This is a genomic window from Allobosea sp. BE125 (assembly GCF_031456075.1).
Taxonomy (GTDB): Bacteria; Pseudomonadota; Alphaproteobacteria; order Rhizobiales; family Beijerinckiaceae; genus Allobosea.
Map to the genome: position 1 here is coordinate 414,243 of NZ_JAVDTY010000003.1, position 15,473 is coordinate 429,715.

Annotated in this window: 12 protein-coding genes; 3 read left to right on the forward strand and 9 right to left on the reverse strand. The window is 66.1% G+C overall.

The annotated features are described in order from the left end of the window. Positions 1-8: 8 nt before the first annotated feature. From J2Y55_RS10430 to J2Y55_RS10470, 9 genes are all read right to left on the reverse strand, one after another. Entirely contained in the window at positions 9-1,694 is a 1,686-nt protein-coding gene (locus J2Y55_RS10430; protein WP_310152040.1) for a hydantoinase B/oxoprolinase family protein, read from the reverse strand. A gap of 56 nt (positions 1,695-1,750) precedes the next feature. After that, positions 1,751-3,814 (reverse strand): hydantoinase/oxoprolinase family protein, encoded by a 2,064-nt coding sequence (locus J2Y55_RS10435; RefSeq protein WP_310151830.1) that lies wholly within the window; start codon positions 3,812-3,814, stop codon positions 1,751-1,753. Positions 3,815-3,989: 175 nt separating this feature from the next. Next, positions 3,990-4,958: a nitrogen assimilation transcriptional regulator NAC gene (gene nac / locus J2Y55_RS10440; RefSeq protein WP_310151833.1), complete on the reverse strand. Its 969-nt coding sequence runs from the start codon at positions 4,956-4,958 to the stop codon at positions 3,990-3,992. 75 nt (positions 4,959-5,033) lie between these two features. After that, entirely contained in the window at positions 5,034-5,774 is a 741-nt protein-coding gene (locus J2Y55_RS10445) for a branched-chain amino acid ABC transporter ATP-binding protein (RefSeq protein WP_310151836.1), read from the reverse strand. Next, positions 5,767-6,537 (reverse strand): ABC transporter ATP-binding protein, encoded by a 771-nt coding sequence (locus J2Y55_RS10450; RefSeq protein ID WP_310151840.1) that lies wholly within the window; start codon positions 6,535-6,537, stop codon positions 5,767-5,769. The genes J2Y55_RS10445 and J2Y55_RS10450 overlap by 8 nt, the downstream gene beginning before the upstream one ends. After that, on the reverse strand, positions 6,534-7,520 hold the full coding sequence (locus tag J2Y55_RS10455) for a branched-chain amino acid ABC transporter permease (RefSeq protein ID WP_310151842.1): 987 nt from the start codon (positions 7,518-7,520) through the stop codon (positions 6,534-6,536). The genes J2Y55_RS10450 and J2Y55_RS10455 overlap by 4 nt, the downstream gene beginning before the upstream one ends. A 40-nt stretch (positions 7,521-7,560) precedes the next feature. Then, the gene (locus J2Y55_RS10460; protein WP_310151845.1) at positions 7,561-8,433 is read right to left on the reverse strand and encodes a branched-chain amino acid ABC transporter permease; all 873 of its coding nucleotides are present in this window, start codon (positions 8,431-8,433) and stop codon (positions 7,561-7,563) included. Between the two features lie 59 nt (positions 8,434-8,492). Continuing rightward, positions 8,493-9,680: an ABC transporter substrate-binding protein gene (locus tag J2Y55_RS10465; protein ID WP_310151848.1), complete on the reverse strand. Its 1,188-nt coding sequence runs from the start codon at positions 9,678-9,680 to the stop codon at positions 8,493-8,495. Between the two features lie 459 nt (positions 9,681-10,139). After that, the gene (locus J2Y55_RS10470; protein ID WP_310151850.1) at positions 10,140-11,450 is read right to left on the reverse strand and encodes an aspartate aminotransferase family protein; all 1,311 of its coding nucleotides are present in this window, start codon (positions 11,448-11,450) and stop codon (positions 10,140-10,142) included. A gap of 98 nt (positions 11,451-11,548) precedes the next feature. Here J2Y55_RS10470 and J2Y55_RS10475 point away from each other — a divergent pair, with 98 nt between their 5' ends. The 3 genes from J2Y55_RS10475 (at position 11,549) to J2Y55_RS10485 (ending at position 14,976) form a co-directional block, all read left to right on the forward strand. Further along, a complete protein-coding gene (locus J2Y55_RS10475; RefSeq protein ID WP_310152043.1) occupies positions 11,549-12,457 on the forward strand; it encodes a LysR substrate-binding domain-containing protein in 909 nt (302 codons plus the stop codon). A 177-nt stretch (positions 12,458-12,634) separates the two neighbouring features. Further along, positions 12,635-13,522 carry a transglutaminase-like cysteine peptidase gene (locus J2Y55_RS10480; RefSeq protein WP_310151853.1) on the forward strand — a complete coding sequence of 296 codons (888 nt, stop codon included), beginning with the start codon at positions 12,635-12,637 and terminating at the stop codon, positions 13,520-13,522. Between the two features lie 143 nt (positions 13,523-13,665). Beyond that, the gene (locus J2Y55_RS10485) at positions 13,666-14,976 is read left to right on the forward strand and encodes a hypothetical protein (RefSeq protein ID WP_310151856.1); all 1,311 of its coding nucleotides are present in this window, start codon (positions 13,666-13,668) and stop codon (positions 14,974-14,976) included. Positions 14,977-15,473: the final 497 nt, after the last annotated feature.

Here is a 15,473-nt window from a genome sequence, read left to right on the forward strand (position 1 = left end):
TACTCGCCCTACTCAGCCGCCGCCGCGAAGGCCTTGCCGTAGATACGTCGCGTGGCATCGGGGCTGACAAGCCCCTCCGCAAGATCCAGCGCGATCAGCTCGGCTGAGCGCGCCGCAGCGCGTCCCCAGCCACCGCCGCCCGGTGTCTCGACCTTGAGGCGATCGCCCGTCTGGAGGACCACCTTGCCTTTCGGAAACTGCGCCTCGCCGTTCCTTGCAACCTTGCCGGGCATGCCCGACTGTCCGTCGACGACGCCGAAGCAGGGGTGGCGCACGCGCTCGGTCGCGAGATAGATGTTCATCGGCGCCTTGGCGCGATTGCGCAGAATGACGCGCTGGCCGAGCCCGCCGCGATGCTGCCCTGCCCCGCCTGAATCCGCGATCAGCTCCTTGCACTCCGTCAGCACCGGCACCGCGATCTCGAACATCTCGATCGCCGTGACCTTGCAGTTGGAGGGGAAGCTCAGCGTATCCAGCCCGTCGAGTTCTGCTCGCGCACCCTGGCCGCCATGGAAATTCTGGACCGAGCCATATTGCGAACCGTCATCGCGCCGGCCGACACAATTGGCCGCCCAGATCGGCGCCCCGCCGCTGTCGCCCATGACCTTGTCGGGGACGATGCCCTCCAGCGCCTTGAAGATCAGCGATGGGATGACGTGGCCGATGAGATTGCGGGAGTTGCCGGCCGTCCAGGCTTCGGGATTGAGGATCGAGCCGAGCGGCGCCTCGTCCGTGACCGGCGTGATGCAGCCCTCATTATTGGGCGTCTCAGGGTCGAGCAGGCATTTCAGCGCGTAGACGGAGTGGGCGTAGCGGTAGTTGGTGCGGCAGTTGATGGAGTGCAGCACCTGGTCGGACGTGCCGGTGTAGTCGACATGGATCGTCTCGTCGGCAACGATGACGGCGGCCTTGAGCGTGATGTCGTCGTGGTATCCGTCGAGGAGGACTTCAGCCTCATAGCGGCCATTGGGCCAGGCGCGGATCGCCTTGCGCATCTGGGCTTCCGAGCGCGAATGGATCGCGTCTGCGAGACCATCGACCTCATCGAGGCCGTATTCATCGAGGAATTTCACGAGCTCGCGGCCCATGACGTTGTTGGCCGCGACCATGGATTCCAGATCGCCGAGCACTTCGGTGGGAAGCCGCACGGACGCCGCGATGATGTCCAGGACGTCCTGGTTGGGCACACCGGCGCGGTGCAGCTTCACGATCGGGAAGCGGATGCCTTCCTCATAGATGTCGCTGGCTTCCGAATGCAGCGGCGCGCCCCCGATATCGGGCAAATGCGCGATCGAGCCGGCATAGGCGACGATCTTTCCGTTCTTGAAGATCGGCGTGATCATCGTGACGTCGGGCAGATGGCCGGTGCCGATCTCGGGGTCATTGGTGGCGAGCACATCGCCTTCCTGCAACGTCTCGGGCGGGAATTTCGGCAGGAAATAGGTCTGTGCGGCCACCGGCAGCGAGGTGATGAAGACCGGAATCGACCAGGTGCATTGGGCCAGCGCCCGCCCGCGACTGTCGAGCAGCACGGTGACGTAGTCGTGGTTCTCGCGCACGATCGGCGAAAAGGCTGTGCGCCCCAACACCGTATCGGCCTGGTCGGCGATGAAGATCAGGCGGTTCCACATCACCTGGAGATTGATCGGATCGTTGAAATCCGTGGCGGCCTTGGCAGTCGAGGTCTTGGCCATGGAGGTCTTGGCCATCGAGGTCTTGGCCATCAAGGTCTTGGACATCGGAATCGCCCTCAGAGGATGTTGATGACGAGGTTGCCATGCGCATCGACATGGGCTGTCCCGCTTGGACCGATCACGGCTGTCGACTCGCGCTGCTCGACGATGGCCGGCCCCTTCACGGGTTCACCGACCGGCAGGCTGTAGTGGTCGTAGACGGGGGTCTCGACGGCCGTGCCCAGTTCCTGGAAATAGACGTCGCGCCGGCCTTTCAGGGCCTCTGCCGCTGTCGTGCCATGAGGGCGCGTGACCTTGCCCTTCCGCCCTCCGGCCCGCAAACGCCAGGTGATCACCTCGAGGCCGGCCTTGACGGTGCGGCCGAAGAGCTCGCGATAGAGCGTGGTGAAATTGGCCGTGAGCTGCGCCAGGAAATCCTCCTGCGGCAGGTCGAGCTCGGGCAGCGCGACCGTGATCTCATGACCCTGGCCGACATAGCGCATGTCCACGGTATAGCGATTTTCGATGGTTTCCTTGGGCACGCCGGCAGCCGACACGACCTCGGCTCCCTGAGCCGCAAGGCCACCGAGCAGCCGGCGCATCTGCGCAGCATCCCAAGCCGCCAGGCCCATCGGGAAGCTCGCGGACAGGTCGACGGCGACGGGAGCAATGATCAGGCCGATCGCGGAGGTCACGCCCGCCCCCGTCGGGCAGATGATGCGCTTGATGCCGAGCTTGCGAGCGATGCCATAGGCGTGGACCGGGCCGGCGCCGCCAAAAGCGACCATGGGCAGGGAGCGGGGATCGACGCCGAGATCGGTCGCATGCATCGCAGCCGCCTTGCTCATCGACTCGTTGACGAGATCATGGATGCCCCAGGCACAGCGCGTGACGCCCACACCGAGATCGCTGGCCAGGCGCGCCATCGCATCGTGGGCGGCCTGTTTCGAGACCTTGAACGAGCCGCCGACGAAGGATTCCGTCCCCATATAGCCGAGCAGGATGTCGGCGTCGGTGACGGTCGGCTCGGTACCGCCGCGCTGATAGGCGGCAGGCCCCGGCAAGGCGCCCGCCGAGCGCGGGCCGACATCGAGCAGTCCGAGCGGATTCTTGACGGCAATCGAGCCTCCACCCGCCCCGATCTCGATCATCTGGATCGACTGGATCTTGAGGGGGAAGCCAGACCCCTTCCGGAATCGTTGGTAGTGCGCGACTTCGAGATCGGTGCCGACCGTGGGCTCGCCATTGGGGATCAGGCACAGCTTGGCGGTGGTGCCGCCCATGTCGAAGGAGAGCACACTGCCCTCCCCGGCAATGCGGCCAAACTCGGCGGCAGCGACAGCTCCGGCAGCAGGGCCGGACTCGATCAGGCGCACAGGCAGCTCGGCTGCGCGCTGGCTGGGAACCAGACCGCCCGAGGAGGTCATCCACAGCACCTGCCGATCGATGCCCTTCCCAGCGAATTCGCGCTGGAGATGGGCGACATGGCCGGCCATCTGGGGCCGCGTATAGGCGTTGACCACCGTCGTCGAGGCACGGTCGAACTCGCGAACCTCCGGACAGACCTCGGAGGAGAGCGAGACGAAGATATCGGGATATTCGTGCTTCAGCAGGGCAGCGACGCGCTGCTCATGCGCCGGGTATTTATAGGCGTGGAGCAGGCAGACCGCGACCGAGCGGACCCCCTTTTCGCGCAGCCGCCCGGCGATCTCGCGCACGCTATCCTCGTCCAGCTCGGCGACGATTTCGCCGTCGGCCGCGATGCGCTCCCGGGCGCCGAAACTGTTGGCGCGGCTTACCAGCGGGTCGGGATAGCGCAGGTTGAGATCGTAGAGATCGTAGCGCCCCTCGTTGCGGATGCGCAGCATGTCCTGAAAGCCGGCGGTCGCGACGAAGCCGGTCTCGACGCCCTTGCGCTCCAGCACGGCATTGGTGACGACCGTGGTGGCGCCCAGGACCTGCAGCGTGGCGGTGTCGATAACCTCGCCGAACGCCTCCAGCAGCTCGGTGACGCCCTGAACCACGGCCTCGGCCGGGTTCAACGGCGTGCTCAGCACCTTATGCAGATGCACCTCGCCTGCATCGTCGAGCAGCGCGAAATCGGTGAAGGTTCCACCGGTATCGAATGCCAGCTTGGCCATGATGTCCTCTGAGCCTGCCTTGCGGAGGTCGCGGAGGCTGCGCCGGCGAACCGAACGCCAAGCCATTCACCGCGACGACACAGGAAGGGTAGAGCCAGCCACGCGCAGCTGGCCAACAGGACTGCAGTCTGCCGCTATAGGCTTTGTTTATGGCGCGGCATTTATGGCGCGGCGTTTATGGCGTGGCTTGGGAACGCTCGGCCTCGCCAGCCGATTTCAACCCGAAGGGCGCCTCCCGGATCAAGGCCTGAACGATTTCTATCAGCACGGAGCGTGCTGCAATCGCGGGCTCCGACATCGGCAGATGGTCGGACACGCAAAGGGAAACCGTAGCCGTCATCGCGGGCCGTATCAGCGGCCGGACATCGGCGCCGCGAAAGCCTGCGGCGCTGGCTGCGACGGACCCGGGCAGGATCGTCGAACCCAGACCGTCCATGACGGCTGCGACCAGCGACGAGACGGATTCGATCTCGGCGCAGACGCGCGGCGCGACACGGGCGCGCGCAAGCGACTCGTCGATCATCTGGCGCAGGAAATGGCCTCGGCTCGGCAGCAGCAGGTCGACCTCGGCCAGAGCCGAGAGCGGGAGCGCCTCCCCCTCGACCGTCCCGATGGCCGCGCCCGGCGGCGACACCAGGACAAGCTCCTCCCGGAACAACGGGTGCAGCACGACGCCCTTGATCGGCCTCGATCCATAGATGACCGCCATATCCATTTTGCCGGTCATGATCAGCTCGCTCAGCACATGGCCGAAGCTGTCATTGATATGGACGACGATGTCGGGGTAGCGCGTCTTCATCGCCTTGAGCAGCGGCAGCGACAATGCGCTCGACGCCGAATAGGTGGCGAGCCCGATCGAGACACGGCCTGCGACCGAGCGCGAGGATTGTTCGATATCGATCCGCGCCTGCTCGACCTGTTTCAGCAGGAGCTGGGCGTGACGGTAGAGGATCAGCCCGGCTTCGGTCGGCGCGATGCCATGATTGCTGCGGATCAGGAGCTTGTGCTTGAAATGGCTCTCAAGCGCGGCGATCTGCTGGGAGAGCGCCGGCTGAGCCGTGCGCAGCATGCCAGCGGCGCGAGACACGCTACCGGCATCCACCACCTTCACGAAGCTCTTCAACTTCTTGAAATCGACACTCATCGACCCGGCCGCCTCCACAGGTCGCGAAGTTAGGTCATTCCCCGGCAACACGAAACCGACCGGCTGCCACCACCGTCAGTGCTGCACGTCCGTCTCGCCGCGCATCTTTCCCGTCATGAAGAGCTCGCCGAGCTCGTCATGGCTGATCTCGGTTGGCTTGCCATCCCAGATCACCTTGCCCAGCCGCAGGATGACGGCGCGCTGCGCCACCTCCATCGCCTTCTTGGTGTTCTGCTCGACCAGCAGGATGGTTTGACCCATCGCGTTGATGCGCAGCAACTCGTCGAAGACGATGCCGATCGCGGCCGGGGACAATCCGACCGACGGCTCATCGACCAGCAGGATGCGCGGGCGCTGGAGCACAGCCATCGCGACCTCCAGAAGCTGCTGTTCGCCGCCCGACATATTGCCGGCGAGCGTCGTGCGGCGCTTCCTCAGGATCGGGAAGAGCTCGTAGACATAGTCGCGATCGGCCTTCACCTTGGCGTCGCGCAGGGTGTAGGCGGCCATCTGCAGGTTCTCGTCGATCGTCATGAGCGGGAAGTTGCAGCGGCCCTGGGGCACCAGGGAGACGCCTTGCGCCAGGATCGCGCGCGATGCCAGCCCGGCAATGTCCCGGCCCTGCCAGCGTATGGCGCCCCCCTTGATGGTCGTCATGCCATAGAGCGTCTTGAGCAGGGTCGATTTGCCCGCGCCATTGGGGCCCAGAAGCGCGACGAACTGGCCCTGCGGCACGTCGAGATCGACGCCGTTGAGAATGTCCAGCGAGCCATAGCCGGCACGCAGGCCCGCAATCGAAAGACTGGTCTCAGCCACCGAGATAGGCCTCCCGAACCGCCTGGTTGCGCATGATCTCGGCCGGCGTGCCCTCGGCGAGCTTGCGCCCCTGGTCGAGCACGGCGACGCGCTGGCAAATGCTGGTGATGACGTCGATGTTGTGCTCGATCACCAGGAAGCTGACGCCGAGCTGTTCATTGGCGTAGCGGATCGCCTCGACGACGCGCTCGATCAATTTGGGATTGATCCCCGCCATCGGCTCGTCGAGCAGGATCAGCTTGGGCTCGGGCATCAGCATCGAGGCGAACTGGATCAGCTTCTGCTGGCCGCCCGAGAGATTGCCCGCCGGCTGGGTTTTGACATCCCAGAGCCCCGACAACCTGATGAGTTCGCGCGCACGCTGGCGCAGGCCGTCGACCCGGGCGCGCGAGCGGGCACCGAGCCCGAAGGTCGAGGCGACACTCGGGAAGGTGAACATCTGGCCGGCGATGACGAGGTTCTCCTCGATATCGAGCGCACCGAAGGTGACCGTCTTCTGGAACGACCGCAGCATGCGGCCTTCCCGGGCGATGCGGTTCAGCGACCAGCCGGTGATGTCCTGCCCATCGAGCCTGACCGAGCCCGCATTGGGGCGAGCAAGGCCTGACGTGCAATCGAAGAAGGTCGACTTGCCGGAGCCATTAGGTCCGATCAGCCCGCAGATCTCGCCGCGATGGACCTGCAGATCGACGCCGTCCACGGCTCGGATCGCACCATAGGATTTGCTGAGGCCAGTGATCTCCAGGATCGGCAGACCGGTCATGAGCGCCCCCTCAGCATGGTCCAGAAGCGAGTGATCAGCGGCGCAAAGCCCTTGGGGAACCAGAAGACCAGCGCCAGCAGGCAGAAGCCGTAGGCCACCATCCGCAATTCGGGAGCGATGCGAAGCGCCTCGGACAGACCGACGAAGAGCAGGCTCCCGAAGACGACACCCGAAATGGTGCCCGGCCCGCCGCCGAGCACGATGATCAGCATCAGCGTCGAATTCGACATCTGGAATGTCAGCGGGCTGACCACGGTCAGATAATGCGCGTAGACGCTGCCGCCGAGCCCGGCGAAGGCCGCGCTGATCATGAAGACGATCAGCTTGTAGCGCCAGGTCGGCACGCCGACGGACTCAGCCAGCGTCTCGTTCTCGCGGATCGCCACCATGTTGCGGCCGGCCGGCGAGGTCACGATCAGCCAGACGGCGAAGGTCGCCAGCGCAGCGATGGCGAGCACGAGATAGTAAAACCCGACCGTCCCGGAGACCGTGAACGAGGCCGGCCCGAGCGCGAAATAGGGTTTGGGGATGGCCGACAGCCCCATGTCGCCGCGCGTCAGGCTGATCCAGTTCTTGGCGACCGCCTGTCCGATGATGACGAAGCCGAGCGTGCACATCACGAAAGACGTCGAGCGCAGCCTGAGAGCCGGGATGCCAAGCGGCAGCGCGAGCGCCCCGGCAACGAGGCCCGCGCCGAACAGGTTGACGTAGAACGGCGTGCCCCAATGCACCGCCATCAGGGCGGAGACATAGGCGCCGACGCCGAAAAAAGCGGCCTGGGCGAGCGAGAGCAGGCCGGTATAGCCCACGAGCAGATTGAGCCCATGGGCCGGCAGCAGGAAGATCAGCGAGATGATCACCGCATGCAGCGCGTAGTTGCCGAGCAGCAGCGGCGCGCAACAGGCCAGGACGACGACGGCCAGCCCGAAGGGCAGCCTCAGGTCGCGGCCAGGCAGCGGAAGCGAGCTCTCGTTCAGCGACATGGTCGATCCTCGGACAGATTGGCTGGAAAGGGTCGCTGGCTCAGTAACGGGCTTGGGCGGAGAACAGCCCGTGCGGGCGCCACATCAAGACGAGCATCAGCGTGGCGAAGCCGACCGTGTCGCGAAACTGCAGGCCGACATAGGTGGCAACCAGGCTCTCAGCGATGCCCAGGATCATCGCGGCGAAGAAGGTGCCGCGGACATTTCCAAGGCCGCCCATGATGATGATCGGCAGCGTCTTGAAGGTGATCAGTTCGCCCATGCCGCCGTAGACACTGACATTGACCGGGGCGGTCAGCACCCCTGACAGGCCGGCGAGCGCCGCCCCCAGGACGAAGGTCCTCACCACGACCTTGCGGACGTCGATGCCCACCACGGCGCAGCACTCGACGTTCTGCGACACGGCGCGCATCGCCTTGCCCATGCGGCTATAGGTCACCAGGAGCTCGAGCCCGAAGAAGACCAGCACGGCGACCGCGATGATCAGCAGGCGCTGCTCGGCGAGCGATACGCCCAGAATGGTGACGGGCTCGATATAGCCGCCTTCGAAGAACTTGTAGCCGCCGCCGAAGAGCAGGATGACGGTGTTCTGAAGGATGAGCGCGATGCCCAGCGTCGCCAAGACGCCGGCTTCGGCCGGCGCCCCGACCATGCGCCGCATCACGAACTGCCCGATGACCAGCGCAACGAAGGCCGTGGCGATGACGCCGGCGACGATGGCGACCGGATAAGGCAGGTCGAAATACTCGATCGCGACCCAGGCCCCGAAGGTGCCGACCATGTAATATTCGCCATGGGCGAAATTGATGGCCCGCAGGACGCCGAAGATCATCGTCATGCCGACGGCGACCAGGGCGTAGACGGCCCCGGTGACGATGCCGTTGACGACCTGCTCTGAGATTTGGAACAGCATCCCGACCTCCCCTTAAGCCCGCGCGCTTACCCCCGCGCTCTTGCACCCGCGCGGGACGGTCAGCGCGGATAGTCGATATCGGCGGAATAGGCGCCCTTGACCACCGGCTTGCCGTCCTCGATCTGCAACAGGATCATCGGCAGCTTCGCCTGGTTGTGGTCGTCGAAGGTCACCTCGCCCACGGCGCTGTCATATTTGATCTTGGCGAGCGCATCGCGGACCTTGGCGCGGTCGGCGCTCTTGGCGGCCTCGACCGCCTTGCCGAGCAGGTTGACGGTCTCCCAATGGACATAAGCGTGGTTGTTGGGCGCCTCGCGGTATTCGGCCGTGAACCGGGTCACGAAGCCCTTGCTCTTGGGGCTGTCCCAGGCCGGCAGCCAGGCTGCGGCCTCGACGGCGCCTTCGAGCGCCTTCGGCGCCGACTTGATCGTCTTCTCGGTGTTGAACTCGCCATTGCCGATCAGCGGCACCTTGCCGGCGAGCCCGACCTCGGTCATCTGCCGCGCCACGATCGGCGTGGTGTCGGCAAGGCCGTACATGATGATCGCCTGAGCGCCGGAATCGCGGATCTTGGCCAGCACGCTGCGGAAATCGACCTCGCCTTCCTTGTAGTAGTCCTCGGTCAGGATCTGGCCGTTGAAGCGTGGCAGGTACTTCTTGGTGAAGTCGATCGCCGAGCGGCCATAATCGCTGTCGACCGAGAGCACGGCGAATTTGGTGAAGCCGCGCTTCTCGGCGGCATATTGCGCGACGATCAGGGCGCGGTTCTCATCGGTGGGATAGTTGCGGAAGCTCCATTTGAAGCCGCCGACGCCCGCCGCATAGGTGATCTTGGGGTTCGACGAAGCCGCGTTGATCAGCAGGACGCCGGCATCCTCGACGACAGGCTGCATCGCCAGCGTCACGGAGCTCGACACGTCGCCGATCAGGAAATCGACCTTGTCCTGATCAATCAGGCGCCGTGTCGCCGAGACGCCCTCGACCGGCGTGCCCTGGCTGTCGGCAGAGAAGATCTGGATCTTGCGGCCATCTATGCCGCCAGCCGCATTGATGTCCTTGGCGGCAAGCTGCGCGCCGCGCAGCGAGAAGGCGCCGTAGCGGGCATTGGGTCCGCTCATCGGCGCGACGATGCCGAGGCGGATGCTGTTGTCCTGCGCCAGCGCTGGGGTCTCGAAGACAGGCGCGCCGGCAAGGCAGATGGCCGATGCGAGAAGGCAGAAAGCCCTGCGGTGAACTGTGTTGGCCATGATCGACTCCGTTCCCTGATCGTGTTCCGCGATCGTGTCGCGGTTAGCCGGAACCGGCTTCGTCGCAGGCACGCAACGATCCGACCCGATCGGGCACGATTTGCAGGCCCGATGGGAGAAAATTCTAGGTTCGGCGGACTCGCTCTGGGAACCACAACTGCATTCTGCCGCCATAGCGTTTCTTTATGGCGCGGCAAGGCGCAACGATAAATTGGAGGGTCCGGGTCGCGCGCGACGGCCCCTCGGGCATAGGCATCGGCCAGAGCATCCGCCAAGCAAAGGGACGCCCGCTTACGGGCGCGAGCCAAGCTTGCGCGCTGCCCCATAGCGAGCGCCCAAGATGCCCGCTTTCGCTAACGCACGGCAAACCGGCTTGGGGTTGGGGGCGGCGCGATGCGGAAAACTCCGCCTATGCCGGGCAGCCTGATCAGGTCAAGGCGACGTCGCCCGTCGCCAGGGTCAGTTCCTGGCGATGGCGGTTTCGATCGCGTCCGACATGATCGCCAGGCCGCGGTCGATCTCGGCCTCCGAGACCGTCAGCGGCGGCGCGATCCGGAAGACGCCTCCCATGCCGGGAAGCTTGACGATGTTCATGCTGAGCCCCTGGCGCATGGCCTCTTCCATGATCCTGGCCCCGAGCTCGAAGCCCGGCGCCTTGCTCTGCCGATCGGTCACGATCTCGAGCCCGAGAAGCAGGCCCCGCCCGCGCACGTCGCCAACGCATTCGAATTTCTGCTGAAGGGACAGAAGTCCATTACGGAGCCGCTGCCCGCGCGCGATGGCCTGCGCGACCAAGCCGTCGCGCTCGACCACGTCGAGGACCGTCACGCCCACCGCCGCCGGGAGCGGATCGGAGACATGGGTCGTGTAGAACAGGAAGCCGCGCTCATGCGCCTTCTCCTCGATCGCCTGCGAGGTCATCACGGCCGCGAGCGGCAGGCCGGCGCCAAGCGTCTTCGACAGCGTCAGAATGTCGGGCGTGACGCCATCGCGCTGGAACGCGAACATGTTGCCGGTCCGGGCGATGCCGGTCTGGGCCTCGTCGAGGATCAGCAGCATGCCCCGCTCCTCGCATTTGCGCTTGAGCGCGGCGAGATAACCAAGCGGGAGCTCGAGGATGCCGCCGCTCGACAAGATCGGTTCGGCGATGAACGCGGCGAGGTTGCCGGTCGACTGCCTGTCGATCAGCGCGAAGGCGTCGTCGAGTTCGGCCTGCCAATCATTGGAGCCGTCGGGATGCGTGAAGCGCGGGCGGTAGGAGTTGGGCGCAGGGATGACGAGGGAGCCGGCAGCGACCGGCCCATAGCCCCTCCTGCCGGCACTGTAGGTTGCCGCAGCGGCCGCTCCCGTCATGCCGTGCCAGCTCTGTGCGAAGGCGACGACCTCATGTCCGCCGGTCACCAGCTTCGCCATGCGAATGGCGGCTTCGTTCGATTCCGCCCCGGTGGTGAGGAGCTGCACCCGGTCGAGACCGGGAGCGAGCGCGGCAAGACGCGAGGCCAGATCGACAACCGGGCGCGACAGCATCCCGCTGAAGAGATGCGCCACGGACCGCATCTGCCGGTCCACCGTCGCGACGATGTCGGGATGGGTATGGCCGAGGACGGCGCTCATCTGGCCCGAGGTGAAGTCCAGGATAGCGCGATCGTCGGCATCATAGACGAAGCTGCCCTCGGCCCGCTCGACGATGATCGATTCGAAATCGGGCCCATAGCGCGTCAGATGCGTGTTTGCGGCGGCCCAGAAGGCGGGATCGGCGTTCAGCGACATGGATCACCTCGGAAGCGGGAGCGTCCCATGGTTAGTTGCGGCTGTTGCACCGCGCAAATTGATACTCTTTCAAGCCGATATCGATTAAATTGATGACCATGCGCACGCTCGACCTCGCCTTGCTCAGGAACTTCGCCGTCATCGCGCGCACGGGCTCGATCAGCGTCGCATCGCTGCAGATCGGGCGGACGCAATCGGCGTTGAGCATGCAGATGCAGCGCCTGGAAGCGCTGACGGGCCAGGCTCTCCTGCACCGCAGCGGCTCGGGCGTGCGCCTGACCACAGCGGGGGACAAGCTGCTCGCCCATGCCGAATCCCTTTTGGCCAGGCATGACGAGATCCTCGCCGACATGCGCGGAACCGGCCTCAAGGGCTCGGTCAGCTTCGGCTGTCCCGAGGATTACTCGATCGCGTTTCTGCCGGATCTGCTGCGGGAGTTTTGCGCCCTGCATCCCGATGTCGAGTTGCGCATGGTCTGCGCGCCGACCTCGGAGCTGCGCCCGCTGCTGCATCGGCGGCAGATCGAGATGGCGCTCGTCTCCCTCCCGGATCCGGCCAGCGCCGAGGTCATCCGGAGAGAACACTTCGTCTGGGTCGCAAACGCGGTGGAGCCGGACATCCTTGACCAGGCCGTCCTCCCCCTGGCGCTTTCGGCGCCCATGACACTAGATTACCGCGCGGCCTGCGATGCCATGGAAGCGGCTGGCCGTCGCTACAGGGTGGCCTTTGCCAGCAACAGCCTTGCTGGTCTCATCGCCATTGCCCGATCGGGGCACGCCATAAGCGTTCTGACCCGAACCGCGGTTCCGCCGGATCTGCACATCGTCTCGGCAGGATTGCCGGTGCTGCCCGCGATCGGGATTGCGCTGGAGTTCGCGGAGCTACGGCCATCATCCGCCGCGCGGGCGTTGGGCGACCACATCGCGGCCGTGTTGCCGACCCTTGCGGGCGAGGCGCGCCCGATTTCCTGCTCGGGATCTGCGTCTCCTGCCTCGCGCGGGCTGTGAAGACAGGCACCACTGGGGACGAACTGCAGCCGCCTGAAAGAATCACGCGCCGATTGCCGGGCCTAGTGTCAGGACGAGTTGGAGGCGAGCGATCGCTGGCTGGACTGCAACGCGTACGCCCATTCCGGCACCGCCCGACGTTCGCGGCCGAGAACCTGCCTTCGGAGAGCCGCCATTTTGGCGAACGAAACCCGTGCGTTGACGCGAGTGGCTCACCCGGCGCGCGATGATGCGCCGCGGACCGCACTGTTGACGGCGGTGTTTTCAGCCTTGGCCGGCGAGCCGAATTGCACAAAGCACTTATGCGACTGGCGCGAATCTCCCGCGCATTCTCATCACAGAATTGCCTTCTTTCTTAAGCAAAGGCCCCCATCCTTCAGCAGCCTTTCCCGCGATCTCGCAACCCGCAAGGCGGACCATGACCATGTGGTTTCGGCTATGACGACCTTTGCCTCCGTCGCGACATGGACTCTCGGTGTCGCTCTTTTCGCCGGAACCCTGCCAGGTTCGGCCCAGGCCGATCAGCTCGCGGCCAGGACCCGCGGGCCGGCGTCGCCACCACCGGCATTCCTGACGTTCTGCGCCAACAACCCGGCGGAATGCCGCCGGTCCGGCGCCCTGACGCGGCAGATTCTGCTGACACCGGAACACCAGCGCGACCTTCACGAGGTCAATGCGCGGGTGAACTCCACGATATCCGAGGTATCCGACCGGGATCATTTTGGCCGCGAGGATGTCTGGAGCATCCCGACCGACGGGCGGGGTGATTGCGAGGATTTCGCGCTCTTGAAGCGCAAGCTGCTGATCGAGCGTGGCTGGCCATCGTCGACCCTGTTGGTCGCGGTCGTCGCCACGCCCGCCGGCGAAGGGCACGCGGTGCTGATGGCAACGACCTCCGAGGGGGATCTCGTTCTCGACAACAAGACCTCCCGCGTCCTGCCCTGGTCGCAAACCGGATACCTGTTCTTCACCCGCATGTCGCAAGCCAATCCGCGCGCCTGGGAGTCGATCGATGGCGGTACGATCACCGTAACCGCTGCAACACGGCGCCCGCATTGGCCCTGAGTGGCCTGATCATCGAGGATACCCGTTTCGGGTAGCCGGAGATCTGAGGACGTGCTCGCCTTTGTCTGCGTCGGCTGCTGGCCGGGATCAGCTTGCCTGATTGGAGCGCGCGAACGGTCAGGCTGGTAACATAGCCTGACCGGATGCAGTTGCGGCTTTCAGCGACCGCCGGCGTTACCGCCGCCGCCACCCTGGCCGCCACCACCATTGCCGCCGCCGCCCTGGCCACCGCCGCCATGACCGCCGCCACCATTACCGCCGCCACCGTGGCCGCCACCACCATGACCGCCGCCGCCCTGGCCACCGCCGCCATGACCGCCGCCACCATTGCCGCCGCCGCCCTGGCCACCGCCGCCATGACCGCCGCCACCATTACCGCCGCCGCCCTGGCCACCACCGCCATGACCGCCGCCACCATTACCGCCGCCGCCCTGGCCACCACCGCCATGACCGCCGCCACCATTGCCGCCGCCGCCGTGACCGCCACCACCATGGCCGCCACCACCATTACCGCCGCCGCCGTGACCGCCACCACCATGGCCGCCGCCACCATTACCGCCGCCGCCGTGACCGCCACCACCATGGCCGCCGCCACCATTACCGCCGCCGCCGTGACCGCCACCATCGCCGTGACCTCCGCCGCCGTGGCCACCGCCACCACCGTGACCTCCGCCGCCATGGCCACCGCCACCGCCGTGACCTCCGCCGCCGTGGCCACCGCCACCGCCGTGACCTTCGCCGCCATGGCCACCGCCACCGCCGTGACCTCCGCCGCCATGGCCGCCGCCACCGCCGTGACCTCCGCCGCCATGGCCGCCGCCACCGCCGTGACCTCCGCCGCCATGGCCGCCGCCACCGCCGTGAGCTCCGCCGCCATGGCCACCGCCACCGCCGTGACCTCCGCCGCCATGGCCGACGCCTCCTTGGCCACCGCCGCCCTGGCCGCCGCCACCTTGGCCACCGCCGCCTTGGCCACCGCCGCCCTGACCGCCGCCACCTTGGCCACCGCCGCCCTGACCGCCGCCGCCTTGGCCACCGCCGCCCTGACCGCCGCCACCTTGGCCACCGCCGCCTTGGCCACCGCCACCTTGGCCACCGCCGCCCTGACCGCCGCCGCCTTGGCCACCGCCGCCCTGACCGCCGCCACCTTGGCCACCGCCGCCTTGGCCACCGCCGCCGGAATTGCCGCTCGCCCCGTTACTGGAGCCGCTTCCAGAACCGTCGCCAGCGCCGCCGCCTCCAGAGCTTGCAGCGCTGCTCGAGCCGTCCGAGGACAAGGCTCCCGTCGTCAGGGGTGGGCACATCCAATATTGACTGCCGCCCTGCTGAACCAGGGTGCACGCGGCATTGGGTGCGCGCATGCGCCTGCCATTGGAGGAAACCGCACTGTAATATTGGACATTGCCGGCAGTGGCGCCCTGAGGCGCGGGCGCGGGCGCCGGCGTACCGATTGACGCGGTTGTCAGTGGCGGGCATGTCCACAGCAGGTCATCGGCGTATTGTACGACGATGCACTCCCGGCTCGGCGCCCGCGTTCTGCGGCCATTTGGGGATACGGCGTTGTAGTATCGTACCCCACCCGCATCTGCCAGGGTTGGCCCGGGCGCTGCCGGTGGGACTGCGCTCAGGCGGAATGGGTTGCCGGGTGCCGCCGGATCGCATTCCCACAGCCAGTTGCCTCTGATGAGCTTGCGTTCGCAAGCGCCGTGGGGCCTCGGCGTCGGACTGCCGTCGATCGCGAAGCCCTCATGGTACTCCGGCCATGGCTGGGCCCCTTGCGCGTAAGCAAAGGTCGATGTGGTCGCAAGAAGTCCTGCGATGAAGATCTTGTTCTGCAGGTAGCGCATGACGTGCCTCCCGCCCGGGAGGCCTAGCGGCTGCCCAGCGCAAAAAAGATTTATTTCGGGATGGCCTGCTTAGATTTCGGAAGAGGGCCAATCCGACACGTTAA

Bases quoted from the DNA above. Each gene is read 5' to 3' on its own strand.
- J2Y55_RS10460 (WP_310151845.1), bottom strand. From the start codon at position 8,433: ATGCTGTTCCAAATCTCAGAGCAGGTCGTCAACGGCATCGTCACCGGG.
- J2Y55_RS10455 (WP_310151842.1), bottom strand. From the start codon at position 7,520: ATGTCGCTGAACGAGAGCTCGCTTCCGCTGCCTGGCCGCGACCTGAGG.
- J2Y55_RS10450 (WP_310151840.1), bottom strand. From the start codon at position 6,537: ATGACCGGTCTGCCGATCCTGGAGATCACTGGCCTCAGCAAATCCTAT.
- nac (WP_310151833.1), bottom strand. From the start codon at position 4,958: ATGAGTGTCGATTTCAAGAAGTTGAAGAGCTTCGTGAAGGTGGTGGAT.
- J2Y55_RS10475 (WP_310152043.1), top strand. From the start codon at position 11,549: ATGCGCACGCTCGACCTCGCCTTGCTCAGGAACTTCGCCGTCATCGCG.
- J2Y55_RS10430 (WP_310152040.1), bottom strand. From the start codon at position 1,694: ATGGCCAAGACCTCGACTGCCAAGGCCGCCACGGATTTCAACGATCCG.
- J2Y55_RS10485 (WP_310151856.1), top strand. From the start codon at position 13,666: ATGCAGTTGCGGCTTTCAGCGACCGCCGGCGTTACCGCCGCCGCCACC.
- J2Y55_RS10470 (WP_310151850.1), bottom strand. From the start codon at position 11,450: ATGTCGCTGAACGCCGATCCCGCCTTCTGGGCCGCCGCAAACACGCAT.
- J2Y55_RS10465 (WP_310151848.1), bottom strand. From the start codon at position 9,680: ATGGCCAACACAGTTCACCGCAGGGCTTTCTGCCTTCTCGCATCGGCC.
- J2Y55_RS10435 (WP_310151830.1), bottom strand. From the start codon at position 3,814: ATGGCCAAGCTGGCATTCGATACCGGTGGAACCTTCACCGATTTCGCG.